This window comes from Comamonas nitrativorans (genome assembly GCF_042654765.1).
Lineage (GTDB): Bacteria > Pseudomonadota > Gammaproteobacteria > Burkholderiales > Burkholderiaceae_C > Comamonas > Comamonas nitrativorans.
The window spans coordinates 1-25,777 of the sequence record NZ_JBHSEW010000012.1 but is presented as its reverse complement, the minus strand read 5'-3'; the positions used below and the strand labels follow the sequence as shown (position 1 = coordinate 25,777).

Annotated in this window: 27 protein-coding genes and 1 pseudogene; 10 read left to right on the top strand and 18 right to left on the bottom strand. The window is 64.9% G+C overall.

The genetic code is table 11. From position 1 onward, the window contains the following. Nucleotides 1–21: 21 nt before the first annotated feature. From ACFO3A_RS13160 to ACFO3A_RS13150, 3 genes are read right to left on the bottom strand one after another with little or no spacing between them, the layout of a single operon-like run. A complete protein-coding gene (locus ACFO3A_RS13160) occupies nt 22–1,416 on the bottom strand; it encodes an ATP-binding protein (protein ID WP_377727160.1) in 1,395 nt (464 codons plus the stop codon). Continuing rightward, complete coding sequence (locus ACFO3A_RS13155) at nt 1,413–2,084, bottom strand: response regulator transcription factor (protein WP_377727158.1); 672 nt, start codon at nt 2,082–2,084, stop codon at nt 1,413–1,415. The genes ACFO3A_RS13160 and ACFO3A_RS13155 overlap by 4 nt, the downstream gene beginning before the upstream one ends. Continuing rightward, nucleotides 2,084–2,422, bottom strand: coding sequence for a PepSY domain-containing protein (locus tag ACFO3A_RS13150; RefSeq protein WP_377727155.1), 339 nt, complete (start codon nt 2,420–2,422; stop codon nt 2,084–2,086). The genes ACFO3A_RS13155 and ACFO3A_RS13150 overlap by 1 nt, the downstream gene beginning before the upstream one ends. Nucleotides 2,423–2,584: 162 nt before the next feature. Here ACFO3A_RS13150 and ACFO3A_RS13145 point away from each other — a divergent pair, with 162 nt between their 5' ends. Next, on the top strand, nt 2,585–3,952 hold the full coding sequence (locus ACFO3A_RS13145) for a ferredoxin reductase family protein (protein WP_377727153.1): 1,368 nt from the start codon (nt 2,585–2,587) through the stop codon (nt 3,950–3,952). A gap of 362 nt (nt 3,953–4,314) precedes the next feature. On the opposite strand, the gene ACFO3A_RS13140 is transcribed toward ACFO3A_RS13145, so the two are convergent. Next, nucleotides 4,315–4,842 carry an FKBP-type peptidyl-prolyl cis-trans isomerase gene (locus tag ACFO3A_RS13140; protein WP_377727296.1) on the bottom strand — a complete coding sequence of 176 codons (528 nt, stop codon included), beginning with the start codon at nt 4,840–4,842 and terminating at the stop codon, nt 4,315–4,317. A 186-nt stretch (nt 4,843–5,028) separates the two neighbouring features. Between ACFO3A_RS13140 and ACFO3A_RS13135 the strand changes: the two genes are divergently transcribed. Beyond that, a complete protein-coding gene (locus ACFO3A_RS13135) occupies nt 5,029–6,156 on the top strand; it encodes a JmjC domain-containing protein (protein ID WP_377727150.1) in 1,128 nt (375 codons plus the stop codon). Nucleotides 6,157–6,330: 174 nt separating this feature from the next. Continuing rightward, complete coding sequence (locus ACFO3A_RS13130; RefSeq protein ID WP_377727147.1) at nt 6,331–6,714, top strand: hypothetical protein; 384 nt, start codon at nt 6,331–6,333, stop codon at nt 6,712–6,714. A 206-nt stretch (nt 6,715–6,920) separates the two neighbouring features. Here the strand turns inward: ACFO3A_RS13130 and bamC are convergent, their stop codons facing one another. The 5 genes from bamC to ACFO3A_RS13105 all read right to left on the bottom strand — a co-directional run bounded on the left by bamC (nt 6,921) and on the right by ACFO3A_RS13105 (nt 11,593). After that, nucleotides 6,921–8,036, bottom strand: a complete 1,116-nt coding sequence (bamC, locus tag ACFO3A_RS13125; protein WP_377727294.1) for an outer membrane protein assembly factor BamC — start codon at nt 8,034–8,036, stop codon at nt 6,921–6,923. 72 nt (nt 8,037–8,108) lie between these two features. Further along, nucleotides 8,109–9,005 carry a 4-hydroxy-tetrahydrodipicolinate synthase gene (gene dapA / locus ACFO3A_RS13120; RefSeq protein WP_377727144.1) on the bottom strand — a complete coding sequence of 299 codons (897 nt, stop codon included), beginning with the start codon at nt 9,003–9,005 and terminating at the stop codon, nt 8,109–8,111. A gap of 153 nt (nt 9,006–9,158) precedes the next feature. Continuing rightward, nucleotides 9,159–9,713: a class I SAM-dependent methyltransferase gene (locus tag ACFO3A_RS13115; RefSeq protein ID WP_377727141.1), complete on the bottom strand. Its 555-nt coding sequence runs from the start codon at nt 9,711–9,713 to the stop codon at nt 9,159–9,161. 16 nt (nt 9,714–9,729) lie between these two features. Then, entirely contained in the window at nt 9,730–11,046 is a 1,317-nt protein-coding gene (gene brnQ / locus ACFO3A_RS13110; RefSeq protein ID WP_377727139.1) for a branched-chain amino acid transport system II carrier protein, read from the bottom strand. A 109-nt stretch (nt 11,047–11,155) separates the two neighbouring features. Further along, nucleotides 11,156–11,593 carry an HIT family protein gene (locus tag ACFO3A_RS13105; protein WP_377727136.1) on the bottom strand — a complete coding sequence of 146 codons (438 nt, stop codon included), beginning with the start codon at nt 11,591–11,593 and terminating at the stop codon, nt 11,156–11,158. 114 nt (nt 11,594–11,707) lie between these two features. Here ACFO3A_RS13105 and dcd point away from each other — a divergent pair, with 114 nt between their 5' ends. From dcd to ACFO3A_RS13090, 3 genes are all read left to right on the top strand, one after another. Continuing rightward, a complete protein-coding gene (gene dcd / locus ACFO3A_RS13100; protein ID WP_377727133.1) occupies nt 11,708–12,274 on the top strand; it encodes a dCTP deaminase in 567 nt (188 codons plus the stop codon). 18 nt (nt 12,275–12,292) lie between these two features. Then, entirely contained in the window at nt 12,293–13,168 is an 876-nt protein-coding gene (ypfJ, locus tag ACFO3A_RS13095) for a KPN_02809 family neutral zinc metallopeptidase (protein ID WP_377727130.1), read from the top strand. Between the two features lie 200 nt (nt 13,169–13,368). Further along, entirely contained in the window at nt 13,369–14,793 is a 1,425-nt protein-coding gene (locus ACFO3A_RS13090; protein WP_377727128.1) for a DEAD/DEAH box helicase, read from the top strand. On the opposite strand, the gene ACFO3A_RS13085 is transcribed toward ACFO3A_RS13090, so the two are convergent. Beyond that, a complete protein-coding gene (locus tag ACFO3A_RS13085) occupies nt 14,790–15,641 on the bottom strand; it encodes a symmetrical bis(5'-nucleosyl)-tetraphosphatase (RefSeq protein WP_377727127.1) in 852 nt (283 codons plus the stop codon). The genes ACFO3A_RS13090 and ACFO3A_RS13085 overlap by 4 nt on opposite strands. Nucleotides 15,642–15,713: 72 nt before the next feature. On the opposite strand from ACFO3A_RS13085, the gene ACFO3A_RS13080 reads away from it, so the two are divergent. Together ACFO3A_RS13080 and ACFO3A_RS13075 are read left to right on the top strand one after the other, a co-directional pair. After that, nucleotides 15,714–16,013, top strand: coding sequence for an H-NS histone family protein (locus tag ACFO3A_RS13080; RefSeq protein WP_377727125.1), 300 nt, complete (start codon nt 15,714–15,716; stop codon nt 16,011–16,013). A 110-nt stretch (nt 16,014–16,123) separates the two neighbouring features. Further along, nucleotides 16,124–17,344, top strand: a complete 1,221-nt coding sequence (locus tag ACFO3A_RS13075; RefSeq protein ID WP_377727123.1) for an FAD-dependent monooxygenase — start codon at nt 16,124–16,126, stop codon at nt 17,342–17,344. Here ACFO3A_RS13075 and ACFO3A_RS13070 read toward each other — a convergent pair. The 8 genes from ACFO3A_RS13070 to ACFO3A_RS13035 form a co-directional block, all read right to left on the bottom strand. Next, nucleotides 17,331–18,608: an MFS transporter gene (locus ACFO3A_RS13070; RefSeq protein ID WP_377727120.1), complete on the bottom strand. Its 1,278-nt coding sequence runs from the start codon at nt 18,606–18,608 to the stop codon at nt 17,331–17,333. The genes ACFO3A_RS13075 and ACFO3A_RS13070 overlap by 14 nt on opposite strands. 181 nt (nt 18,609–18,789) lie before the next feature. Beyond that, the gene (locus ACFO3A_RS13065) at nt 18,790–20,151 is read right to left on the bottom strand and encodes an amino acid permease (RefSeq protein WP_377727118.1); all 1,362 of its coding nucleotides are present in this window, start codon (nt 20,149–20,151) and stop codon (nt 18,790–18,792) included. Between the two features lie 101 nt (nt 20,152–20,252). Then, on the bottom strand, nt 20,253–21,050 hold the full coding sequence (locus ACFO3A_RS13060; protein ID WP_377727115.1) for an AraC family transcriptional regulator: 798 nt from the start codon (nt 21,048–21,050) through the stop codon (nt 20,253–20,255). 8 nt (nt 21,051–21,058) lie between these two features. Further along, on the bottom strand, nt 21,059–21,697 hold the full coding sequence (locus ACFO3A_RS13055) for a LysE family translocator (protein WP_377727112.1): 639 nt from the start codon (nt 21,695–21,697) through the stop codon (nt 21,059–21,061). An 86-nt stretch (nt 21,698–21,783) separates the two neighbouring features. Further along, a complete protein-coding gene (locus ACFO3A_RS13050) occupies nt 21,784–22,131 on the bottom strand; it encodes a YkgJ family cysteine cluster protein (RefSeq protein ID WP_377727110.1) in 348 nt (115 codons plus the stop codon). Further along, entirely contained in the window at nt 22,128–22,490 is a 363-nt protein-coding gene (locus tag ACFO3A_RS13045) for a YkgJ family cysteine cluster protein (RefSeq protein WP_377727107.1), read from the bottom strand. The genes ACFO3A_RS13050 and ACFO3A_RS13045 overlap by 4 nt, the downstream gene beginning before the upstream one ends. Nucleotides 22,491–22,821: 331 nt before the next feature. Beyond that, nucleotides 22,822–23,745, bottom strand: coding sequence for an ornithine carbamoyltransferase (gene argF, locus ACFO3A_RS13040; protein WP_377727291.1), 924 nt, complete (start codon nt 23,743–23,745; stop codon nt 22,822–22,824). Nucleotides 23,746–23,766: 21 nt separating this feature from the next. Further along, nucleotides 23,767–24,963: an aspartate aminotransferase family protein gene (locus ACFO3A_RS13035; protein ID WP_377727105.1), complete on the bottom strand. Its 1,197-nt coding sequence runs from the start codon at nt 24,961–24,963 to the stop codon at nt 23,767–23,769. A 223-nt stretch (nt 24,964–25,186) separates the two neighbouring features. Here ACFO3A_RS13035 and ACFO3A_RS13030 point away from each other — a divergent pair, with 223 nt between their 5' ends. Continuing rightward, nucleotides 25,187–25,498: a DUF3579 domain-containing protein gene (locus tag ACFO3A_RS13030; RefSeq protein ID WP_377727288.1), complete on the top strand. Its 312-nt coding sequence runs from the start codon at nt 25,187–25,189 to the stop codon at nt 25,496–25,498. A gap of 192 nt (nt 25,499–25,690) precedes the next feature. Beyond that, nucleotides 25,691–25,777 (top strand): annotated as a pseudogene (locus ACFO3A_RS13025) (IS5/IS1182 family transposase); the annotation flags it as partial.

Sequence of the window (25,777 nt, the reverse complement as noted above, 5' to 3'; positions counted from 1 at the left end):
TCTTCGGCCATCCGCGAAGGCTCAGGCCGACGTTGCCAGCGGCAGGCGCAGTTGCAGTTGCAGGCCGCCCAGGGGGGACATTTGCGCCTGCACGCTGCCGCCGTAGGTCTGCGCCAGCTCCTGCACGATGTGCAGGCCCAGGCCGGTGCCGGGACGGTTCTCGTCCAGGCGCTGGCCACGCTGGAAAATCTGCTGGCGCTGCGCGGCATCGGGGATGCCCGGGCCGTCGTCATCGACGGTGATCAGCAGCCAGTCCTCCTGCCCGCTGCAACCCACCGCCACCTGGCGGTGCGCCCATTTGCCGGCGTTGTCCAGCAGGTTGCCCAGCATTTCGAACAGGTCTTGCTCCTCGCCCTTGAAGCGCAGCGGCGCCTCGGGGGCTTCCAGGCCGAAGTCCAGCGCCGGGTGCAGGCGGGCCATGGTGCGCAGCAGGGCCGCAATCGCCGGCTGCACCGGGCAGGCCAGCCCGGTGGCGCGGATGGCGGCGCTGGCCCGGGCGCGGGCCAGGTGGTAGTCCACCTGGCGGCGGGCGCTGGCGGCCTGCTCCTGCACCAGTTGGCCCAAAGGGCTGGTATCGCCCGCAGCGGCGTTGGTGAGGATGGATAGCGGCGTATTCAGCGCATGGGCCAGATTGCCCGCCTGCGTGCGGGCACGTTGCACCATGTCGGCATTGCTGGCCAGGACGTGGTTGAAGGTCTGCACCAGCGGGGTCAGCTCCTGCGGGTAGTCGCCTTGCAGTTGCTCTGTCTTGCCCGAGCGCACCGCCATCAGGGCGCGGCGCAGTTGCTGCAAGGGCCGCAGCGCCAGTTGCAACTGCACGACTGCCGCCAGCAGCAGGCCGCCCGCCAGGGTGCCCAGGCTGACGAGCAGCATGGTGGTGAAGCTGTGCAGCGGTTCGGCCAGCAGGCGCTCGTCGGCAGCGACGGTGATGCGCAGCGTGGGTGCCGCATCTTCCGGCAGGTGGATGTGGCGGCTGACGGCCAGCAGCGTGGTGCCTGCGTCCTGCAGCGTGAGGACGCCATAGCCGCGCGGGGTGTGGGAATGCCATTCGGCATCTTCGGGCAGCGGCAGCACCTGGTCCCACAGGGAGCGCGAGCGGGCCACGGCCATGCGCGGGGCGGCAGCGCCATCGTTCAGGCTGTCGATCTGCCAGTACAGGCCGGACAGGGGCGTGGTCAGGCGCGGGTCGGTGACCAGCAGCGGCACCTGCAGCCGGCCCTGGGCGTCGCTGCGCACCGCGCCGCTGAGCTGGTTGAGTTGCAGCACCAGCTGGTTTTGCCATTGCTCGCGGATGTGGGCTGCGAACAGATCCCGCAGCCCCCAGCCTGCCGCCAGCACGGCCAGCAGCACCCAGGTGAGCGTGCCCAGCAGCAGGCGCAGGCGCAGCGAATAGGGGGGGCGGGGGCCGGTTGTCATGCCGCAGCGGGCGTTTCGGCCAGGCGGTAGCCCATGCCGCGCACGGTTTCGATGCTGCCCGGGGGCAGTTTCTTGCGCAGCCGGGCGACGAAGACCTCGATGGTGTTGGAATCGCGCTCGCTGTCCTGGGGGTAGAGGTGTTCGGAGAGCTGGGTGCGGGTCAGCACCTGCCCGGGCTGCTGCATGAAGAGCTGCAGCAGCTTGAATTCATGGCTGGTCAGGTTCAGCGGCGCCTGGTCGACCCAGGCGCTGGCCTGGCGGGTATCCAGGCTGATGGGGCCGCACTGCCACAGGGCGCTGCTGTGCGGCGTCAGGCGCCGCAGCAGGGCCCGCAGGCGGGCCAGTAGTTCTTCCATGTGAAACGGCTTGGCCAGGTAGTCGTCCGCCCCGGCGTCCATGCCGGTGACTTTCTCGTGCCAGCTGCTGCGGGCCGTCAGGATCAGCACCGGCATCGTGCGCCCCAGGCTGCGCCAGCGGCGCAGCACGGTCAGGCCGTCGATGATGGGCAGCCCCAGGTCGAGGACGACGGCATCGAACGCCTCCACCTCGCCCAGCCAGGCGGCTTCCTGGCCGTCGCTGGCGGCCTCCACCGTGTGCCCGGCCGTCGTGATGGCGGCCACCAGCTGGGCCTGCAGGGTGGGTTCGTCTTCTACGACCAGGATGCGCATCAGTGTTTCCGGCGTTGCTGTACGTAGATGACTTTACCGTCTACGGCGTCCATTTTGATTTTCAGCACGGTGCCGTCGGTCTGCAGCAGGCGGATGTCGTAGACGAACTGGCCGCGCTCGCTTTCAAACTCCAGCTCCACCACCTGGCCGGAGTATTCCTTCTCCACCTTGTCCAGCACCGTGCGCAGCGGCAGCACCTTGCCTTGCTGCAGGGCCTGGCGGGCCATTTCGTGGTCGTGGTCGTCGAAGTCGGCGTGGGCCGTGGGCAGGGCGCTGCCCCACAGGGCCAGCCCCAGGCAGGTGCTGCTCAGGGCCAGGGTCAGGGTACGTGTGTTCATCGTGTATTCCTTTCAAAGTGAACCATGGCGCTGTTTGTATCTGGATCGGCCTGAACGAATGCTGAACGGCGCCTTCAGCTTGCGTTCAGGCCGGCTCCGCCATTATCGAGAGACATTACAGGGTTTACCCGTAAAAATATGGCAATGCAAAGGAACACGATCATGCAGATGAAAAGAATTTTCTGGGCCTGGGCGGCCATGCTGACTTTGGCCTGGGCCGGGGCCACCTGGATGGGCTGGAACAGCCCGCCCGATGTGCCGGGGGCGCTGTGGTGGCAGATGCGCCGCCACGGTATCTACCTGACGGGGGTGTGGAGCATGGGGATGATGAGCCTGATCATGCTCCTGGCCCTGCGCCAGCCGTGGCAGGAGCGCTGGGTCGGCGGCATGGACCAGGTGTACCGGCTGCACAAATGGGCGGGCATGGCCGCCGGAGCAACGGCGGTGATGCACTGGGCACTGAAGGAATACACGGGCGGCTGGATCAAAACCGCCTGGGGTACCGGCGGCAAGCCTGTGCGCGATGCGGTGCTGGCCTGGGCCACGGACTGGCGCGGCCTGGGCAAGGACGTGGGCGAATGGGCGTTTTACGCCCTGGTCGTCTTCATCGTGCTGACGCTGTGGCAAAAGCTGCTGCCCTACAAGCCGTGGCGCAAGCTGCACCGGGCCATGCCGGTGCTGTATCTGGCCTTGGCCTTGCACACCGTGGCGCTGACGCCGCTCACCCTCTGGGCGGCGCCGATGGGGCCGTTGCTGGCCGTGCTGCTGCTGATCGGCAGCGGGGCTGCCGTGTGGTCGCTGGCGGGCAGGGTGGGGCAGGCCCGCAGCTACGCCGCCCGTATCGAAAGCGTGCGCCTGCTGGGCAGCCAGCCTGGCATCGCTCCGCTGGAAGTGCTTTGTGCCCTGCCTGCGCACTGGCCGGGGCACCGGGCCGGGCAATTCGTCTTTGCCCGGTTCGATGCAGAGGAGGGCCACCACCCCTTCACCATTGCCAGCGCCCCCGATGCCTGTGGCCGCGCTGCCGATGGGGCGGCTCTGGTGAGGCTGGTCATCAAGCCGCTGGGCGACTACACCCGGCACCTGCACCAGCGCTTGCAGCCGGGGCAGACGCTGCGTATCGAAGGCCCCTATGGCCATTTCGATGGCCGGGGCGCTCCGGCCCGCCAGCAGGTGTGGATTGCGGGCGGCGTGGGCGTCACCCCCTTCATCGCCTTGCTGGAAGCGCGGCAGAGCGCTGCCGTGGCGGACGGCCTGGCCCCTGTCGCCATGCACTACTGCACCCGCGATGCCGCGCAGGACGGCCTGCTGCCGCGCCTGCAGGCGCTGGTTGCCAGTGCCCGGCCTCCGGTGGTGCTGACCGTGCATGACGCGGCGCAGCAGCAGTTTTTGTCGCCGCAGGATTTGCTGCGGTACGGCAGTGCCCTGGATATTTGGCTGTGCGGGCCGGCGGGGCTGGGGCGGGCGGTGCGGGAGCAGGCCCGGCAGCAGCGGGGGTGGCACATGCACCAGGAAGCATTTCAGATGCGGTGATTATTTGTTTTGATAGCTTCTTCCGCTGGATATAAAAGGGTTTTAGTATTGAAACTATCTATGTTTCTTTGTTTGTTGGCGGTAGCAGCTATTGTTTTGTTTTTTGGTGCTGCTGGCCGGGACTCGCCCCGGCGGGCGACCTCCTTTCTTGCACGCGCAAGAAAGGAGGCAAAGAAGGCGTGCTGCGCAGCTTGGCGCCGTGGAACTCGCTTTGCGCCCTTTGGGCGCTCCGCTCGGACAGCCACGGCGAGTCAGACTGGAGGCGGCTGGGGTTGTATTGGTGCTGCGCTCTTACGGACGCGCTGTTGGGTGTGGCTTCTTCGCTTGCTGCGCAGCTTCAGAAGCGTGAGGGGTTTTGTTTTTTAGTGCAGGGTGGGGGTGCCTGGCTGGGCGGGGGGCTGGATGCGGAAAAAACCGGTGCCTGCGCTGCCTCGGCCAATTTCTTCTTCCGTTGCTTCGCGCACGGCTTCCACTTTCAAGTGCAGGCGCAGGGCGATCCCGGCCAGCGGATGGTTGCCGTCCAGCACCACGTGTTCGGGGTAAATATCGGTGACGGTGTAGAGCGCGTCCTGGGGCGCTGCGGGGTTGCAGCCCTGGGGCAGGGCGTAGCCCTCGAAGGTCATGCCTTCCTCCAGCTCGGCGGGGAACAGCTTGCGCGGTTCCAGAAAGATCAGCGTGTCGATGTAGTCGCCAAACGCTTCTTCCGGCTCCAGGTGCAGTTGCAGCGTATCGCCCACGGTGTGGCCTTGCAGTGCTTCTTCGATGCGTTTGAGCAGGTCGTCCCCGCCGACCAGGAACTCGACCGGCGCATCCAGCACGTCCAGCTCGTCGCCCAGGGTGTCCTTCAGGGTCCAGGTCAGGGCGACGACGCATTGTTCGGTGATGTTCATGGTCATGGATTTGCAGCCTTGCGCGGCCAGCGCCGCAGAATGGAAAAAGAAAGACCGCCTGCACGGGCGGGCGGTGGATGGGGCAGGATTTTCCCATGCCTGCGCGTGCTGAGGGGGCGGTGCAAGAAGGCGGGTCTGTCCATAGGACAATAGGCGCCGTTTTCCTCCATTCAGAACGACGATTTCATGGACACCTCACTTCCTATCGCCCTGCTGGGCGGCATCTCGCCCGACAAATTCATGCGCACCTACTGGCACAAAAAGCCGCTGCTGGTGCGCCAGGCCATTCCAGGCTTCAAGCCGCTGCTCGATCGGGCCGAGCTGCTGGAGCTGGCCGGGCAGGACGGTGTGGAGTCGCGCCTGGTACGCCAGTTGGGCGGCGGGCAGTGGAGCCTGGCCCACGGGCCGTTTTCGCGCCGTCGTTTGCCGCCCTTGAAGCAGCCGGGCTGGACGGTGCTGGTGCAAGGGGTGGATTTGCACGTTCAGGCCGCGCATGAACTGGTGCAGCCGTTTCGCTTCATCCCCGATGCGCGGCTGGACGATTTGATGATCAGCTTTGCCACCGACCAGGGCGGCGTGGGGCCGCATTTCGACAATTACGACGTGTTTCTGCTGCAAGCCCACGGCAAGCGCCGCTGGCGCATCGGACGGCAGAAAAACCTGAGCCTGCAACCGGACGTGCCTTTGAAAATCCTCACCCACTTCGAACCGGAGGAGGAATACGTGCTGGAGCCGGGCGACATGCTCTACCTGCCCCCCATGTGGGCGCACGACGGCATTGCCGAGGGCGAGTGCATGACCTATTCGGTGGGCTTTCGCTCCCCCAAGCAGGACGAGCTGGCACGCGAACTATTCCTGCGCCTGTCCGATGCGCCTGACGAGTGCCCCAGGGACGTGGTCTACAAAGACCCCAAGCAGGCGGCGGTGGCCAACCCCGGCGCCATTCCTGCCCCCTTGCTGGATTTCGCCCGCACGGCGCTGGAAAAAGCCCTGGCCGAGCCCTTGGCGCTGGAGCGTGCCCTGGGCGAAACCTTGAGCGACCCGAAACCGGGGGTGTGGTTCGAGCCGGCGCAGGACTTCGGCTTGATCGAAAACGTGCGCCTGAACCAGCGCACGCGCATGTTGTACGACGCCCGGCACATCTTCATCAATGGCGAGAGCTATCTGGCCGAAGGCCGCGATGCCGAGCTGATGCGCCAGCTGGCCGATACCCGGCAGCTGTCTTTGAAGGAAGTCCAGCAGCTCAGCGACGATGCGCTGGAGCTGCTCTCCTCCTGGGTGGACGCGGGCTGGGCGCACAGCGAGGCCCCATGAAAGCGGCGGGAACGCAAAATAATTTCAAAATTGTGTAAACCGCCCCCTGGGGATTAGCGTTAAAGGTTACAGATTCAGTTGTGCTAAATCAAAATTCGGCTAGAGTAGCCCCGGTTTCTCACTGAACTAGCGTTTCGCTCTATTGACAACAATCCCTTGAGAGAGGTGTTTTCCATGAAAAAGTCTGTTCTTCTCGCTTCCATCATCGCTGCTGCTGCTCTGGCTGCTTGCGGCCAAAAAGAAGAAGTGGCCGCTCCTGCTGCGCCTGCCACTGAGCAAGCTGCTCCTGCCGAAGCTGCACAAGAGGCAGCCGCTGAAGCCGTAGACGCAGCCAAAGAGGCTGCTGACCAAGCCGCCGCAGCCGCTACCGACGCTGCAGAACAAGCCGGCGACAAAGTGGAAGCTGCTGCCGACGCAGCCAAAGAAGTGGCTGCTGATGCTGCCGACAAGGCGGAAGCCGCTGGCGATGCCGCCAAGGAAGCGCTGGACAACGCTGCTGACGCCGCCAAAGCTGCCGCCGATGCCGCTGCCCAAGCTGCTACCGACGCCGCCAAATAATGCCTTCGTCCCCGCCAGGGGATAAACGCCAAAAACCCTGCTAATACCTAGCAGGGTTTTTTATGGCCTTTGCAGAGCGCTTCGCTCCCGCAGTTCGCACCTCCAGAGGGGCCAAGCGCCCGTAAAAAAGCCGCTGCCTGGGCAGCGGCTGGTGGGGCAATACCTGCACATTGCTGTGCAGCAGTCAGGCGGTGCCCGCCCCAGGCTTATTTCATGTCGTCGGCCAGTACACGCACAATGCTTTGGGCGACTTGGGCCGTTTCCGGCTGGCCCTGGGCGTTCAGGACGACCACCTGGCTGGTCTGCCCTTCGCTGCGCACGGCGATCTGGTACTGATGGGGTTGGTTTTCGGCCTTTTTCTTGCTGCCGAATTTGCGGCTGAACCAGCCCTGCTTCTCTTTGGAGGTCTGGGGCTGGTTGGCCGCTACATAGCGCACGTAGTACAGGCCTTTGCTGCGGTCGCGGTCTTCCACGGTAAAGCCGGTGCGGTCCAGGGCCACGCCGACAATGCGCCAGGCGCGATCGAACGGCTCCTGCACGGCCAGCGCAGGCGCATCCCCGACGGTGATGATTTGCACGGCCCGGGAAGCGCTGCCCTGGGCAGTGGCAGAGGCGACCAGCGCCTTGGATTGTTCCTCGCTGGTGCCCAGCTTGATCATCAGGCGGCGCAGGAATTCGGTTTCCAGCTCCGGATCGGCGGGACGGGGTTGCCAGATGGTGGAGTCTTTCTGGCTGGAGGTGTAGACCTCCTCCATTCCCCGGTGGGAGATGAAGATCTCGGTTTTGCCGTCAGGGCGGCGCTCCAGGCGGGTGCGGAACTTGTCGCGTTCGCTGGTCGAGTAGAGGGAGTCGAATACCTTGCCCAGGGTCTTGCGCAGCACGTCCTGGGGCAGTTTGGCGCGGTTTTCCGCCCAGTCGGTCTCCAGGATGCCCAGGTCGGGCTTTTCCTGCTCCAGGTTGAAACCATGGTCGAGCCAGAATTCCCGGGCCGGTTCCCACAGCTGGTCGACCGGGCGATCGACCAGCAGCCAGCGCTTGTCGCCTTCGCGCAGGATTTGCACGTCGCCCACTTGCAGGGGGGCTGCCCGCTCCACGGCGAGCACCTGGTTTTGTCCGGCTTGCAGCGCCAGGGCAGAAACCGATTTGTCCTGGGTGGTGGTGTAGCGCGTGTCTTTGGAAAGCTGGGTCAGATCCGGTGGGACTTCCAGCGTGCTGGCTTTTTTGGCGCTTTTGTAATCGATCTTGTCTTCCTGAATGACGGAGCAGGCCGATAAAGCCACGGCCAGGCCAATCACGCCAGCACGGGCAAGGGGGTGTTGCACTTTCACGCGAAATTCCTTGGGTAATGTCCTGAAGGGAGCGCCACTGTAATCAAAAAATGGCAAGGCGCGAGTTTAGAGCAAGCCGGCGTCCTGCAAAGCGGCTTCCACCAGGGGATGGTTCTGGGCGGTGAATGGCGTCAGAGGCAGGCGCATGGTGTCGCCGCAGTGGCCCATGCGGGCGACGGCCCATTTCACCGGGATGGGGTTGGATTCGACGAACAGGCTGCGATGCACCGGCATCAGGCGACGCTGGATGGCCATGGCGGTATCGCGGTCGCCGGCGATGGCGGCCTTGCACAGCGTACTCATCAAACGGGGCGCGACGTTGGCCGTCACGGAGATATTGCCGTGGCCGCCGCACAGCATCAGCGCCACGGCGGTCGGGTCGTCGCCGGAATACACGCCGAAACCGGCGGGAACCTCGCGGATCAGCCATTGGGCGCGGTCGATGTTGCCCGTGGCCTCCTTGACGCCGATGATGCTGTCGATCTGCGCCAGGCGCAGCACGGTTTCGGGCTGCATGTCTGCCACGGTGCGCCCGGGGACGTTGTACAGCACGATGGGCAGGTCGCCCACGGCCTCGGCAATCGCCTTGTAGTGCTGGTAAATGCCTTCCTGCGTAGGCTTGTTGTAGTAAGGCACGACCTGCAACTGGCTGTCGGCCCCGACTTTCTTGGCGTATTGCGCCAGAGCAATGGCTTCGCGGGTGCTGTTGCCGCCGCAGCCGGCCATGATGGGCACGCGACCGGCGGCCTGTTCGACGGCCACGCGGATGATTTCGCAATGTTCTTCCACCGTGACGGTGGGCGATTCGCCCGTGGTGCCGACCACGCCGATGCAGTCCGTGCCTTCGGCGATATGCCAGTCGATGAGTTTGCGCAGGGCGGGGTAATCGACGCTGCCGTCTTCAAGCATGGGGGTGATCAGGGCAACGATGCTGCCTTGCAGGGCGACGGTGGGTGTGCTCATAAACGGTTCTGCGCTTCAGGAAAAGAGACGAAGGGACATTCGAAGGGACATTAAAACGTCCATTTTAGCGATCTCAGGAGGGGGATTTTTTCGTCATTTTTTGCCGTAAAAGGCAAATTTCTGTTTAATCCGACCGAAAAATAAGTCAAAACGTCAGGTGGGTACCAAAGGCTGCACCAGGGGCGCAGATGCGTCTTCTGCCGGGCGGATGGCGGCAATGCGCTGGACGACGCGCTGCGCCCCCGGGGTCGGAATCAGTCCGTGTTCGTAGGCCACGATGTGCCAGCCGTGGCACAGCTGGAGCAGCTCTCCGGGTTGCAGCAGAAATTCGGGCCGTGCCGGATGCCCGTAGGCTGCATTGCCATGGGCAAAGGTTTCGTACAGCAGCACCCCGCCCGGGGCAACGCAGGCCCGCAATTGCGGCCAGTGCGCCCGCCACAGGTAGTTGGTGACGATGACGGCGTCGAACTCCCGCCCGGCCAGGGGCCAGGAGGCCGTCTCCAGATCGGCGCAGAGCAGCTCGCCGATGCCGTGCAGCGGCGCCAGTGCGGCGGCATTTTTGTCCACGCCCGTCAGCTGGTGCCCCAGTGCGGCGAAGTGGCGCAGGTGGCGCCCGGCTCCGCAGGCCAGATCCAGCACCCGGCTGCGGGGAGGCAGCAGGTGCTGCCAGCGCAGCAGCCATTCGGAAGCCTGGTTCGGCATGGTCATGGTGGAGGGCCGGCTGTCAGGGGTGTTCCGCCGCTGGAACCGGACGCAGGCGATCCACCACCGTTGCTGCAGCGCCGGCGGCCAGTACCGGCAGTAGCCAGCCCAGACCCATGTCGGCCCCGGGCAAGGCCAGCAGGGCATCGGGGATGAGGGCGTGCAGGTTGGCTGCCTTCAGGCCGTCGATCAGACCGAGGAGCAGGGCCACCAGCAGCGCCGGAACAAACACCCGACGTGGGCTGCGCCACAGGTGGTTCAGCAGGTTCAGCGCCACCAGGGCGATGGCCACGGGGTAGATGGTGTAAAGCGCGGGCACGGCGATGGCGATGAGCTGTGCCAGCCCCAGGTTGGCGGCGCCCAGGGAGAAGGCGCTCACGATGAACACCACCGCGCGGTACGACAGCGGCAGCAACTGGCTGAAATACACCCCGCAGGCGCTGACCAGGCCGACGCCGGTGGTCAGGCACGCCAGCAGGATCACCGTGGCCAGCAGCCACAGGCCGGGGGCGCCGAAGGTGTGTTCGACATAGCGGGTCAGCACCTGCACGCCGGTGCTGGCATCGGCGGCCAGATGGGCGTTGTGCGCCCCCAGGTAGACCAGCGAGACATAGACCAGCCCCAGGCCCAGGGCGGCAATCATGCCCGCTGCAATGGCGTAGCGGGTGTGCAGCCGTGGATCGCGGATGCCCTGGCTTTTGACGGCATTGACGATGACCACGCCAAACACCAGGGCGCCCAGTGCATCCATGGTCTGGTAGCCCTGCAGGAAGCCCTCGGCCAGGGGATGCTGCATATAGTTGCCCGTGGCGGCAGCGAGCGTGCCCGTCGGCAGGAAGAAGGCCGTGCCGCCCAGAATGGCCAGGGCCAGGATCAGCACCGGGGTGATGATTTTGCCGATGTTGTCCATCAACTTGCCCGGATACAGCGAGAGCAGCAGCACCAGTCCGAAATAGATGCAGGTAAAGATGAACAGATTGGCCGGCGTATCGCCGACAAAGGGGGCAGCCCCCATGGCAAAGGACACCGTGGCCGTGCGCGGCGTGGCGAACAGGGGGCCGATGCTCAGGTACACCACTACGCCCAGGGCGATGCCGGCGGTCTTGCCCAGGGGGGCGGTCAGCGCAGGCATTCCGCCGCCGACCCGGGCCAGGGCGACGACGGTGAGCAGTGGCAGTCCCACGCCGGTGAGCAGGAAGCCCCACGCTGCAGGCCAGAGCTGTACCCCGGAGGACAGCCCGACCATCGGGGGAAAGATGATGTTGCCGGCGCCCAGGAACAGGGCGAAGGTCATGAAACCGAGGGCCAGGATGTCCCCCGTCTTGAGATGCGAAGTCATGGAACGCGATTGTGTCAAAAAAATTGCATATATGACTTCAATATTGATCGAAAAATTGATATTTATGGGATAAATAAAAATTTTATTGCGTATTTTGTCTGCTGAGCCGCTATAGCACGCTGCGCAGGCGTGCCGCGTAATCCTGCAGCGCGGCAGGGCCGGGTTCCTTGCGCGGCCAGGTCAGGGCCACGCCATCGCCTTCGTGGCGCGGTACGACGTGGATGTGAAAGTGGCGTACCGTCTGGTCGGCCACCGCGCCGTTGGCTTGCAGCACGGTGATGCCGTCGGGGTTGAAAGCGGCCTGAATGGCGTGTGCCATGCGCTGCGCGGTCTGCATGACGGCGCCCGCTTCTTCGGCGGTCAGTTCCAGCAAGGTGACGGCGTGGCGCTTGCTGGCCACCAGCACATGGCCGGGATTGACCTGGCCCAAATCCATGAAGGCCAGGGTCAGATCGTCTTCATACACCTGGGCGCTGGGAATGGTGCCCGCCACCAGCTTGCAGAAAATACATTCGCCGGGCGGCGAGGGATCGACAAACATGGGCATTCAGGTCTCCTTTATGAGTGGCAGGGGGATTTTTTGCCCCAAGCATAGTGGCGCTACGGGTAGAGTTCAGCCTTTGTCAGAAGAATCACACCACTACTGTGGGGAAGACAGCGCATGAGCATCAAAAGCGATAAATGGATACGCCGCATGGCCGAGCAGCACGGCATGATCGAACCCTTCGAGCCGGGCCAGGTGCGCCAGGCCGACGGGCAGCGCATCATCAGTTACGGCACCAGCAGCTACGGCTACGACATCCGCTGTGCGCGGGAATTCAAGGTGTTCACCAACATCCACAGCACCGTGGTCGATCCGAAGAATTTCGACGAAAAAAGCTTTGTCGATTTCGAGGGCGACTACTGCATCATCCCGCCCAACAGCTTCGCCCTGGCCCGCACGGTGGAGTATTTCCGCATCCCGCGCGACGTACTCACCGTCTGCCTGGGCAAAAGCACCTATGCCCGCTGCGGCATCATCGTGAACGTCACGCCCTTCGAGCCGGAATGGGAAGGCTACGTGACGCTGGAGTTTTCCAACACCACCCCGCTGCCCGCCAAGATCTACGCGGGCGAAGGCTGTGCCCAGGTGCTGTTCTTCCAGGGCGACGAGCCGTGCGAGACCAGCTACAAGGACCGCAACGGCAAATACCAGGGCCAGCACGGCGTGACCCTGCCGCGTGCCTAAATTGTTGAAGGACCTGCCATGAAATGGGAAGGCAACCGCCAGTCGGACAACGTGGAAGACCGCCGCCGCAGTGGCAGCGGGGGCGGCGGTTTGGGCGGGCGCTCCATCGGCATCGGCACCATCGTCATCGCCCTGGTCGGCTGGGGCGTGTTCGGCATCAATCCCCTGACCACCATCGGCCTGCTCTCGGGCGGCGATGCGCCGCAAACCTCGCAGACGCAGCAGGCCCCGGCCCAGCGCCCGCCGCAGGACGACCGGCAGGCGACCTTCGTCGCCACCGTGCTGGCCTCCACCGAAGACGTGTGGGGGCAGGTCTTCCAGCAGGGCGGCGCACGCTACCAGCCGCCCAAGCTGGTGCTGTTTCGCGGCAGCACGCCCACGGCCTGCGGCATGGGGCAAAGCGCGATGGGGCCGTTCTACTGCCCCGGCGACCGCAAGGTGTACCTGGACATGGAATTTTTCGACACCATGAGCCGCCAGCTGGGCGCCCCCGGCGAATTTGCCCGTGCCTACGTCATCGCCCACGAAGTGGGCCACCACGTGCAGACCCTGCTGGGCGCCACCGCCAAGGTCGATAGCCAGCGTGGGCGCATCAGCCCGCAGGCGCAGAACGCCCTGTCCGTGCGCCTGGAATTGCAGGCCGACTGTTATGCCGGGCTGTGGACGCAGCACTCGCAGCAGGCGAAGAACTGGCTCAGCCAAAGCGACATCGCCGCCGCGCTGAACGCCGCCACGCAGATCGGCGACGACACCTTGCAGCGCCAGCAGACCGGCACCGTGCGCCCGGAAACCTTCACCCACGGCAGCAGCGCCCAGCGCGTGCGCTGGTTCGAGCGCGGCATGCAGGCACGCAGCGTGCAAAGCTGCGATACCTTCGGCGCCCAGCAGCTGTGATGCCTGCCGATCATCAATTTGATAGCTTCTACCGCTGATATTTAAAGGATTCAAAACATGAAACATGCTGAAATCCTTATCTTGTCAGCGGAAGAAGCTATCGTAAAAATATCCAACAGCTCTTCACCACCGACCGCTCTCCCCGTTTTCCACCCCCGCCCAGGCGTACAGCGGGAGGCAGTGCGACAATCGCGCCCTACATGACAAGTTCTACCAGCTCTTTTTCCCAGCTCTCCCTCGCTCCCGCTTTGACCCAGGCCGTCGCCGAAATGGGCTACGAAGCGATGACCCCGATTCAGGCCCAGGCCATTCCCGTCGTGCTGACCGGCAAGGACGTCATGGGCGCGGCCCAGACCGGCACCGGCAAAACGGCGGCGTTTTCCCTGCCGCTGTTGCAGCGCCTGCTGCGCCACGAGAACGCCTCGGCCTCGCCCGCCCGCCACCCGGTACGCGCCCTGGTGCTGCTGCCCACGCGGGAGCTGGCCGATCAGGTCGCCCAGCAAATTGCCCAATACGCCAGGCACACCAAGCTGCGCAGCACCGTCGTTTTTGGCGGCATGGACATGAAGCCGCAAACGGCGGAATTGAAAAAAGGCGTCGAAGTGCTGGTGGCCACGCCGGGGCGGCTGCTCGACCATATCGAAGCCAAGAATGCCGTTTTGAATCAGGTCGAATATGTGGTGCTGGACGAGGCCGACCGGATGCTGGACATCGGCTTTCTGCCCGATTTGCAGCGCATCCTGTCCTACCTGCCCAAACAGCGCACCACCCTGTTGTTTTCCGCGACGTTTTCGCCGGAAATCAAACGTTTGGCGGCCAGCTATTTGCAAGACCCGGTCACCATTGAAGTGGCCCGCCCGAATGCCACCGCATCGACGGTGGAACAACGCTTCTACAGTGCCCACGATGACGATAAACGCCGCACCATTTGCACCGTATTGCAGGAGCGCGGCATTCGCCAGGCTTTCATTTTCTCGAACAGCAAACTCGGCTGCGCCCGTTTAACCCGTGCCCTGGAGCGTGACGGTTATCGTGCTGCCGCCCTGCACGGCGATAAAAGCCAGGACGAGCGTTTGAAAGCGCTGGAAGCCTTCAAACAAGGCGAGGTCGATCTGCTCGTCTGCACCGACGTGGCCGCGCGTGGCCTGGATATCAAGGATGTGCCCGCCGTGTTCAACTACGACGTGCCTTTCAATGCCGAAGATTATGTGCACCGCATTGGCCGCACCGGCCGTGCTGGTGCCAGCGGGTTGGCGGTCACATTGGTCGCGCCCAGCGATACCCGTTTGGTGGCGGACATCGAGAAGCTCATCAAAAAGAAAATTGCGGTAGAAACCCTGGATTTACCCCCGGCGCGTTCGCGCCAGCGCAGTTATGCCCATGGTGAGCGCGATACTGATAATGGCGCCGATCGGGGCGGGCATTTTGCCGGCCGTCCGGTGCGGGGCGCCCGGCCAGTGCGGATGGCCCCCCCGGACCCGTTTTTCGATCGCCCTTATGAAGCCCCCAGCGTGAATGACGCCGCCCCGGCATGGGAGAGCAAGCCCGCGCCGACCAGTACGGCCCGTCAATTAAAAGCCAGGCGAAAACTGCCCGCCTTGTTCAAGCCGGCCGGCAGCGTTTAAATCCCTGGGGCCTGCGCTTGCGGGCAAGCCCATTGGTGCAATTGCCGCTGGGCAAAATCGGCCATGGAAATCTCCAGTGCCGATAGCTTGCCACCCCATACGCAGCCCGTGTCCAGGGCCATCAGTTGCGGCTCGTTGCGCAGCCCCAGCGTGGACCAGTGGCCAAAACCGACGATGACCTCCTGCGTACGCCGCTGCGGGCAGTCAAACCACGGCATCAGCCCTGCCGGAGCGGCGCTGGCCGATTCCGAACTGCTGAAATCCATCACCCCTTGGGCACTGCAGAAACGCAATCGCGTCAGCGCATTGACAATCGTGCGCAGCCGATCCATGCCCGTCAAATCATCGGCCCATGCTGCCGGAGTATTGCCATACATTTGCTGCAAAAACGCGGCCCGTCCTGCCCCGCCCAATTGCGCTTGTACCTCCTGGGCGTAATCCAGCGTGTTTTGCAGGCTCCACTCTGGCAATACCCCGGCGTGGACGAGTAATAGGTCCTGCCCCCGGGCGCTGCGCAAATGCCGCGCCAGCGGCTGCCGGGCCAGCCAATCCAGCAGGATGTCCCGGTCGGGGGCCTGCAAAATCGGCGCCAGGGTATCGCGCCGCCCTGGCGAACGTACGCCCTGGGCGCAAGCCAGTAAATGTAAATCGTGGTTGCCCAGCAACACCTGAATACTGCCCTGCATATCGCGGCAGTAGCGCAGCGCCTGCAGCGATTGCGGGCCGCGATTGACCAGATCGCCCAGTAAATAGGCCGTGTCGGTGTGAGGAGAAAATTCAATCTGTTGTAAAAGTTTTAGCAAACAGGTGTGACAGCCTTGCAGGTCGCCGATGAGATAGGTTGCCATATATATTTAATTTGCGATCACCGAAATTATTTACTTATAATTCGGTCACCATTTTGAAAGGATGTTTAGATCATGAGTTCTTACAAGGAATTGCTTGAGCAGCGCCGCGCTCTGGAATTGCAAATCGAAGAAGCCCGTCGCCGCGAATTGGCTGATGCCGTGGCCAAGGCGCGTGCCCTGGTGGTGGATTATGGTCTGACCGCAGACGACATTTTCCCGCCCGCCCGCGGTGGCCGCAGCAGCAGCATCCAGGGCACAAAAGTCGCTCCCAAGTACCGCAATACCGCGACTGGCGAAACCTGGACCGGCCGTGGCAAGCCGCCAAAGTGGATTCAGGGCCAGGATCGCGATCAGTTCCTGATCCGTGACTGAAACGTGCCGAAAACGGTACCATCCCCGGAACACCCAGGAAACCCGCTTCGGCGGGTTTTTTGTTGCCGGTGCCCCATTTCAGGCCCGGGTTTACCAGGACAATCCCGCCCATGGATGGTGCAAAGAAACAATTATTGATTGCCGGTGGCGGTATTGCCGGTATGGCCGCTGCCCTCGGGGCGACCCATGCCGGGTGGGATGTGCGGGTCTTTGAACGGGCGGCGCAGTTCTCCGAGGTCGGCGCCGGGGTGCAGCTGGGCCCGAATGTGGTGCGGCGGTTGCAAGCCTGGGGATTGCAGACTGCGTTGCAGGCCGTCTGCGTTCAGCCCCAGCGCTTGCGAGCGCACAGCGCCCGCAGTGGGCAGGCGCTGGCCAGTACCTCCCTGGGCGCCAGCATGGTGCAGCGCTACGGCGCCGCCTACGTCACCATTCACCGGGCCGATCTGCACCAGTTGCTGCTGCAGGCCGTGCAGGGGCGCGATGGGGTGTTCATCAACAGTGGCCAGCCGGTGGCGGAAATTCTGGGCACGGAGGGGGCAGTCACCATCCGCACCCAGGGCTACCCCTGTGTGGAAGGCGATGCCCTGTTGCTGGCCGACGGGGTGTGGAGCCAGCTGCGCGGCGCGGTGCTGGGCGACCACAGTCGTCCCCGGGTCAGCGGCCACCTGGCGTACCGCGCCTTGATTCCCATGCAGGATGTGCCGCCTGCCTGGCGCACGCACGAGGTCAACGTCTGGCTGGGGCCGCGCCTGCATGCCGTGCATTACCCGGTGCGCCGGGGCGAGTTTCTGAACCTGGTGGTCATCGTCGAAGGCCCGGCGCCCGAGGACATGACCAGCTGGGACCATGCCGCCAATGCCGCGGCGCTGGCCGCCGCCCTGGCCGGCAGTTGCAGTGCCCTGCGTGATCTGGCGGGGTGCGTGGCGGCCAGCGGTGGGCAGTGGCGCCTGTGGCCGCTGTCCGATCGCCCGCCGCTGACCGGCCCGCAGGGCATGGCCCGGGGGCTGGTGGGCTTGATCGGCGATGCCGCGCATCCCATGCGCCCGTACCTCGCCCAGGGCGCAGGCATGGCCATCGAGGATGCTGCCGAGTTGCAGCGTGCCCTGTCCATGGCCGATCTGGATGTGGCCACCCGCCTGCGCCGCTACGCCCTGAACCGCTGGCAGCGCAATGCCCGCGTACAGGCACGGTCGATTCGCAACGGCGAGATTTTTCATGCCACCGGGGTGATGCGCTGGGGGCGCGACAGCGCCATGCGCTTGCTGGGCAGCCGCCTGATGGACGTACCCTGGCTGTACCGGGGCGATGGCGCCTGCGCTACCGGCTGGTAGCGTCGGCCCGTGCCAGCAGCGGCGATACCGGCAAGACCCGAAAGGCCAGCGAGGCCAGCGCCAGCCAGGCGGCAATCGTGCATAGCACCACGCCGTAAACGTCCCAGCCCAGGGTATTGGCCCAGGTGGCGACCACCCCGGTCAGCCACTGCATGGCTGCCACGCCCAGAAACATCGCCATGGTGAACAGGGACAGGGCCCGCCCCGTCAGCGCTGCCGGGTAGGAGGCCCGCACGTCCGCATACTGCAAGGGCGCGTAGCCCGAGAGCAGGCCCATCAGCAGGATCAGCACCACGCTGGGGGTGCCCCAGGGTGTCCAGGCCAGCACCACGAAGAACCCGGCCAGGGCCAGCGAGGCCCGGCCCAGCCACTTTCTGCGCCGGGCCACGCCCGGATCGAGTCGGCCAAACAGCCCGGGGGCGAACAGCGAGATCAGCGATACCCCCAGCGCCACGTTGCCCGCTTCCACCAGGGAAAAATCGAAACGCCCCATTAGCAGCGGCCCCAGCCATAGCCCGCGCAGGCTCAGAAACGCCGCGTAGCAGGACATGCCCAGCACCACGATGCCCCAGGTGTGCGGCAGGGCGAAGAGCTGGAAAAAGCGCAGCAGCGCCTCGCCCCAGCCCTCCTGGCTGGGCGGCGGGGCATGGGGTGACGGCGGTTCGTGCACCAGGCGGTAAATCAGCGCCCAGGCCAGCAGGCACAGCACGGCCAGCACGAGAAAGCCGATGCGCCAGTTCCAGGTCTGCACCACCCAGGCCAGGGGCGTGCCGGTAAACAGCAGCCCCAGGCCGCCGCCGCCCAGGCACAGGCCCGAGAAAAAAGCGAAGCGTTCCGGCGGAAAGTGCCGGGCCACGAACAGGGTGCAGACCAGAAAGGCCGGCGAGCAGCCCACGCCGATCAGCAACTGCCCCAGCATCAGCGCGTGGTAGCTGGGCGCCAGGGCCGACAGCAGGGCACCGGCCACGGCCAGCGGCAGGGCGCAGACGATGGTGCGGCGCAGGCCGAATTTGTCCAGCGCGATGCCCATCAGCAACTGGGCAATGCCGAAGGACAGGCCGAACAGCCCGGCAAACGCGCCCAGGTCGGCATTGGTCAGGCCAAACTCGGTCTGTAATCCGCGTGCCAGCGTGCTGGTGACGGTGCGAAACGCCTGGCTCAGGGCGAAACCGGCCAGCAGGGCCAGCAGCATCGGCCACAGCGGGCGGTGGCGTTGTGCAGGCGGCGGGACGGCGGGGGGCGTGGAGGGAGTGGAGGAAGGCATGGTCACAGCGCCCAAGCCTAACCAGCGCCGCAGGGGAGCCGCCAACGTGTCTCAGCGGGGGGCTCGGCGTTGTTCAGAAGGTGATGGTTGGGGATTATGAAAACAGGAGCTGTTACCGCATTGTCTACAAGCATTTCATACTTAATATTATTTGAAATGCTTTATATTCAAGCGCAAGCAGCTACTTTTTATGACGCAGCCAGTAGATTGCCGCCAGCAGCAGCACCCAGGGCAGGCCAAAGGCCAGCGTCAGGCGAAATTGCGGGGTAAACGCCGTGGTCACCAGCACCGCGCCCATCAGCACCGCGCCCAGCAGCGTCAGCCACGGAAAGCCCCACATGCGAAACGCCAGGGGCGCCAGCCCCTCGCGCTGGCGGCGGGCGCGGAATGCCAGGTGGGTGACGAACACCATGAACCACGCCAGCATGGCGCCGAACATGGCGATCGACATCATCCAGACGAAGGATTCCTTGGGCCAGAAGGCATTGATGAACATCGCCACGGCCACGCCCAGGCTGGAGACGAGGATGGCTGCCACCGGCACGCCGCTGGCATTGGTGCGGCCAAAGCGCGTGGGCGCCTGCCCGGCACGCGCCAGGCTGAACATCATGCGCGAGGTGGTGTAGAGCTGGCTGTTCATGGCCGACAGCGCCGCCACCAGCACGACGAAATTCAGCACCCCGGCGGCATAGGGGATGTGCGTCAGCTCCATCACGCGCACGAAGGGGCTGGTCTGCGTGGCCGCCTCCGTCCAGGGCACGATGGCCAGCATCAGCGCCAGGGTCAGCAGGTAGAACAGCACCAGGCGCAGCACCGTGGTCTTCATGGCCTTCTGCACGGCGCGTTCGGGCTGCCGGGCCTCGCCAGCGGCCACGGCAATCGCCTCCACGCCCAGATAGCTGAACATGGCGACGATCACGCCCAGCCACATGCCGCCCACGCCCTTGGCCCAGAAGCCGCCGCCCGCCTGGTAATTTTCCAGGCCCATGCCCGGGGCCGGGGCGCCAAACACCACATAGCTGCCGATCAGGATGAAGGCGACGATGGCCGCCACTTTGATGGCGGAAAACGCATATTCCACTGTGCCGTAGACCTTCACGCTGCGCAGGTTCACCCCCACCAGCACGGCCGAGAACACGCCCACCCAGACCCATTGCGGCACGTCGGGGAACCAGTAGGCCATGTAGATGCCCACGGCGGTCACCTCCATGCCTACGGCCAGCACCAGCGCCGCCCAGTAGGCATAGCGCAGCACGAAGCCGACCATGGGGCCCAGGTAATACTCGGCATATGCGCCGAACGAGCCGGACGTGGGGTGCGCCACCGTCATCTCGCCCAGGCAGCCGATGAGCAGCAGGGCGATGAATGCGCCGATGGCATAGCTCACCAGCACCGCCGGCCCGGCAAAGCCGATGGCAAAGGCGCTGCCCATGAACAGGCCCGTGCCCACTGCGCCGCCGATGGCGATCATCACCATCTGGGCGCTGGTCAAATGCTGTTGCAAGCCACGTTCGCGCTGCTGGATGTCCTGAAAGCTGGCCATATGCCTGTCCCGTCCCGTTCCGTTGTTCGAGCAAAAGCGGGAAGTATCCGCGCTATCGCTGCCGACGATGGCGGACATCGCAAATTTTTAGAACGTGTTTTTCACCCGATGTCCGGGCCGCCCCGGGCGTAGCGCCCCGGTGTCAGCGCATGGTGGGCCTTGAAGCTGCGCTGCAAATGGGCCTGGTCGGCAAAGCCCATGGCATGGGCCGCCTCGGCCAGCGCCATGCCCTGGGCCAGCAGGCGGCGTGCGCCGTTAAGGCGCAGATTCAGCCGGTAGGCGCCGGGCGTAACGCCGGTAGCGGCCTTGAAACGATGGATGAAGCGCGACGCACTCATGCCGCATGCCTGCGCCAAAGCCTCGACGCTGGCAACCGACTCGGGCTGCTGGTGCAGGCAATGCAGCGCCTGCTGGACAGCCGCATCGCTGGCTGCCACCGGCAAAGCTGCAGGCTGCGCGTGCTGCCGGAGCAACTGGCGCAGTAGCGCAGCGCCGCCTGCGGCATCGCCCGTCCGCAACGCCTGGCACAGCGCCTGGATGGCAGTGCGGCTGGCTGCATCGCGCACGGCCCGCCGGGTAAAACGCAGCGGCCCGCCGTCTGCCGTGCATTGGCCGTGCAGCCAGTCGGCCTGCACGTACACCATGCGGTACGACCAGTGCGTGACCTGCTGCGGGTTGCAAGCGTGCCAGGTGTCCGGCTCGATCAGCACCACGTCGCCCGGGGCCAGTGCCTCGGTGCCGCCAGGATGCTGGAACAGTGCCGTGCCGGTATCGACGATGCCGAAGGAATACTCGGCGTGCATGTGCAGCCGGTAGCAGTGCGGCGATTGCTGGCTGACCCGCAGCTCGGCCCAGGGCAGGGCCGGATGGCGGACGAACTGGTGCGTGGGTGCGGGCATGGCGGCGATCATGCCAGCATCCCCAGCACGCTGGCCAGCAGCACAGCCGCCAGCGCCCGGTGCAGCAGGCGTGTGCGTTGGGGCGTGCCCAGCCAGCGCACCAGTGCGCGGCCCAGCAGCGCCCAACAGCCCACGCCGACCAGGCAGGCCAGCAGGGAAACGGCGCACAGCATGGCCAGGGCATAGGGCACGCCGGGCGATGGGGGCAGGGCGAACACGCCCACGGCAGACAAGGCGAACAGCCAGGCCTTGGGGTTGAGCGTCTGCACCGCCACGCCCTGGCCAAATGCCCGCCAGGGCCGCAGGCTGCCGCCCCCGGGGGCCAGGGCGCCGCCGTCTGCCGGGGCGCTGGCCAGCTTCCAGGCCAGCCACAGCAGGTAGGCCGCGCACAGCCATTGCGCGGTGCGGGCCAGCCGGGGCAGGGCCAGTGCCAACTGCGCAGCAAACAGGCCCATGCAGGCCACGATCAGCGCATAGCTCAGGCTGGCGCCCAGCACGTAGCCGAAAGCCGGCAGGCGCGGGCCACGGCTGCCGTGGTGCAGCGCCAGCACGTTCACCGGGCCGGGGGTGATAGCCCCGGCCAGGGCAAAGCCGACCATGGCCAGCGCCGTGGTCAGGACAGGGGAAAGGGAAGATGTCAGTGCCATGGCCACGCACTGTGCCGAGGCCGGGCGGCCCTGTATTGAACGCAATTGCGCGACTGCACACCCGCGCAGAGAGCGTAAACAGGTTCTCAGTGCGGCTGCTCCAGCGGCGGCAGATGGTGGCGCCGGCGCACCCGGTTGCAGGCGTCCGACCCCGCCGCAAATTCCCGGCAGGGCGAGGGCCGCCATTCGTAGATGCCGCAGGCCACCTTCTCGCCCACCGTGCCGGTCAGCGCCGCACAGCGCGGGCGGGCGTAGTCGGTGCCGCGCAGGCGGCACAGGGTGTCGGTGATCGGTTCGGCCAGGCCTTGCGGCACGCGCCCGCCGTATTCCTGGGTTTCGTGGATGGAGAAATCCACGCGCAGCGTGGCGCAGCAGGCCCCGCAGGCAAGGCAGGGGTGGGGCGGTTTGGAAGACGGGGCGTGAGGAGTCGTCATGCCGCTTCCTGCCAGTGCGCCACGTCGGCTTCTTCCAGCGGCGGCAGGCCGAATTTGGCACGGGTGTCGTGGCAGCCGTAGCTGGCAAAGGGAAAGTCGCGGCAGGGGCGCGGGCGCTGTTCGTAAATGGTGCAGCCGATGCAGTCCGGCCCCAGGTCGGACAGGTTCCCCAGGGCCACGCAGCGCACCGGGTGCTGGCCCGTGCCGTTCATGCGGGCGCGGTTGCCGCCTGCTTCATGGGCCATGTGGTCGGGCACGGTGCCGCCCATGGATTGCAGTTCGTAAATGGAAAATTCCACCCGGTAGTTCTGGCAGCAGACGCCGCAGGTCACGCAGGGGTGCAGGTCGGAAGTGGACATGGATGCACGCGAAAAAAGAGAGCAGGGTTCGATAGGCGAAAAACTTTCGGGGCCGCAACGCTCTGCCAGCGCATACAAACGCCAGGCACAGCACGGCCCGCAGCCAGGAAGGCTGCATGGGCAGGGAAGAAAGGAAACTAGGTGTGGCCCAGCAGGTAGCGGGGCGTTTTCAGGAGGTGGCTCCAGGCAATGGCCTGTTCAGCACCGTGGGATGTTATGAAAAAAAGAGCTTCTTGCGCTGATGGACTATGGTTTTTCATGATGTTTATCTTGGAAAACCTTGTGCTATCAGCGAAAAAAGCTCTTTTTTTGAGAGTGGTTGAGGCGCGGCTTACCCAGGCAACTGCCCCAGCAAAAGGTACTCCATGAGTGCCTTTTGCACGTGCATTCTGTTTTCTGCCTCGTCCCAGACGACGGACTGCGGGCCGTCGATGACGTCGGCGGTGACTTCCTCGCCCCGGTGCGCGGGCAGGCAGTGCATGAACAGGGCGTCCGGCCTGGCGGCGGCCATCATGTCGGCGTCCACGCACCAGTCGGCAAAGGCCTTGCGGCGTTCTTCGTTTTCGGCTTCGTAGCCCATGCTGGTCCACACGTCGGTGGTGACCAGATCGGCGCCCTGGCAGGCGTCGGTCGGGTTGCTGAAAATCTTGTAGCAGCCGGCGCGGGGCGTGCGGCCACCAAAGGCCAGTTTTTCATCGACTTCGTAGCCGTTGGGCGTGCTCACATGCACGGTGAAACCCAGCAGGTCGGCCGCCTGCAGCCAGGTGTTGGCCATGTTGTTGCCGTCGCCCACCCAGGCGACCACCTTGCCCTGGATGGAGCCGCGCTGCTCGATGAAGGTGAAGATGTCCGCCAGGATCTGGCAGGGGTGAAACTCGTTGGTCAGGCCGTTGATGACGGGTACGCGCGAGTGCGCGGCAAAGCGCTCGATCTTGTCCTGGCCGAAGGTGCGGATCATCACCAGGTCGGTCATGCGGCTGATGACGCGGGCGCTGTCCTCGATCGGCTCGGCGCGGCCCAGCTGGCTGTCGCCGGTGGTCAGGTGGACGACGCTGCCGCCCAGCTGGTACATGCCTGCCTCGAAGCTGACGCGGGTGCGCGTGCTGGCCTTCTCGAAAATCATCGCCAGGGTGCGATCGACCAGGGTGTGGTGCTTTTCGTAGGCTTTGAACTTCTTCTTGATCAGTGCGGCGCGGGTGAGCAGGTAGTCGTACTCGGCGGCGGTGAAGTCGGAAAATTGCAGATAGTGTTTCAGGGCGCTCATAAATTTCCTTTGTTAAGCGGCCAGCAGCGCCTGCACCAGGGGCTTGAGGCGGGCCACGATCTCATCGGCTTCCGCGGTGGTGAGGATCAGCGGCGGGGCCAGGCGCACGACGGTGTCGGAGGTGACACTGAGCAGCAGCCCGGCCGCGGCAGCCTGGCCGATCAGTTCACCGCAGGGTTTGTTCAGCTCCACCCCGATCAGCAGCCCCTGCCCGCGCACGTCCAGAACGCCGGGCAGGGCGCCCAGTTGCGCCTTGAGCTGCGCTTTGAGGTGTTCGCCCACCCGGGTGGCGTTGGCCAGCAGGGCGTCTTCTTCCATGATGCGGATGGTTTCCACCCCGGCCCGCATGGCCAGCGGGTTGCCGCCAAAGGTGGAGCCATGGTTGCCCGCCTGCAACACCTGGGCTGCGGCACCCCGGGCCAGGGTGGCGCCGATCGGCACGCCCGAACCCAGGCCCTTGGCCAGCGTCATCACGTCGGGGACGATATCGGCCCACTGGTGGGCAAACCACTTGCCGGTGCGGCCCATGCCGGCCTGCACCTCGTCCAGCATCAGCAGCCAGCCGTTGGCATCGCACAGCGCACGCACTTGCTGCAGGTACTCGATACGCATGGGGTGCAGGCCGCCTTCGCCCTGGATCGGCTCCATCATCACGGCCACGATGTTGGGGTTGCCCTCGGTCGCTTCCACCAGGGCCGTGTAATCGTTGGGGGCGACGCGAATGAAGCCGTCGAGCAAGGGGCCGAAGCCGTTGCGCACCTTGGGGTTGGCGGTGGCGCTCATGGTGGCGAACGAGCGGCCATGGAAGGCGTGGTCGTACACCACGACCTGCGGCAGGGCAATGCCCTTGTCGACCCCGTATTTGCGGGCGATCTTCAGCGCGGCCTCGTTGGCCTCCAGGCCGGTGCTGCAGAAAAACACGTTGTCCATCTGCGTGCGCTCGGTCAGGAGCCGGGCCAGTTGCTCCTGACCGGGGACGTGGTAGTAGTTGGAGGTGTGGATCAGCTTGGCCACCTGATCCTGCAGCGCAGGCACCAGCTTGGGGTGGTTGTGCCCCAGGGTATTGACGGCAATGCCGGCCAGCGCGTCCAGATACTCCTTGCCGTTCACGTCCCAGACACGGCAGCCCTGGCCGCGCTCCAGCGCAATCGGCACACGGCCATAGGTGGGCATGACGTGGGGGGAAGCAGCCTGGGTCGTGGCGGTCATAGGAACATCTCCAGCAGGAAAGCGGTATTGCGCAAACCGGTAGCGCATCAGCCCGCGTAAAAGGCAGTGATTCTAGGGCTTCTCACCCCCCTGCAAGGCGCGAGGGTGCCCTTGGCCTATTTAAGGGCAACCGGGCTTCACTCTTGTATAAGAGTTAAAATAGCACGGTAAACACAACCTTCGCACGTCTGGTTTGAGGCGTGCTCTTTTTTTGATCATGCCGATGGCCTTCGAGAACTCCAAAGAACTATTTATCCAGGGCGTGACGCTGCAGGGCAAGACCTTTCGCCCCAGCGACTGGGCCGAGCGGCTGGCCGGTGTCATGAGCCGGTTTCGTCCCGGCGGCGCCCAGCCGGGCTGCCACCTGGGCTATTCGCCCTGGTGCATTCCCACCACGATGAGCGGCGTCAAATGCGTGGTCGTGCGCTCCGAGCTGCGCGAGCATGAGCCCATGGCCTGGGATTTCGTGCTGAACTTCGCCCGCGACAACCACCTGCAGGTGGTCGAGGCCTGCCTGCTGCCGGACGAGAAATAGGCCGCTTCGTCCGCAGCCCTGGTTGCTATTTTTGGAGATGACCGCCGCCAGGCGGTTTTTTTCTGCGCCTGCTTGGCATGACCCGATGCCCCGCTCTGATTGCCAGAGAATCATGGCCCGAGTCATACCCTTTAGATCGTGAACACGTTCTTAGAACGTGTTTACGATCTTTTTGCCCCCGACAATCCTTGGGTGAAAAGAAAGCCGTACCCAAGCGACATCAGTCGAGAGAAATTTGCCGAGATCGAGCCGCTGTTGCGCAGCGTTCGACGCAGCACC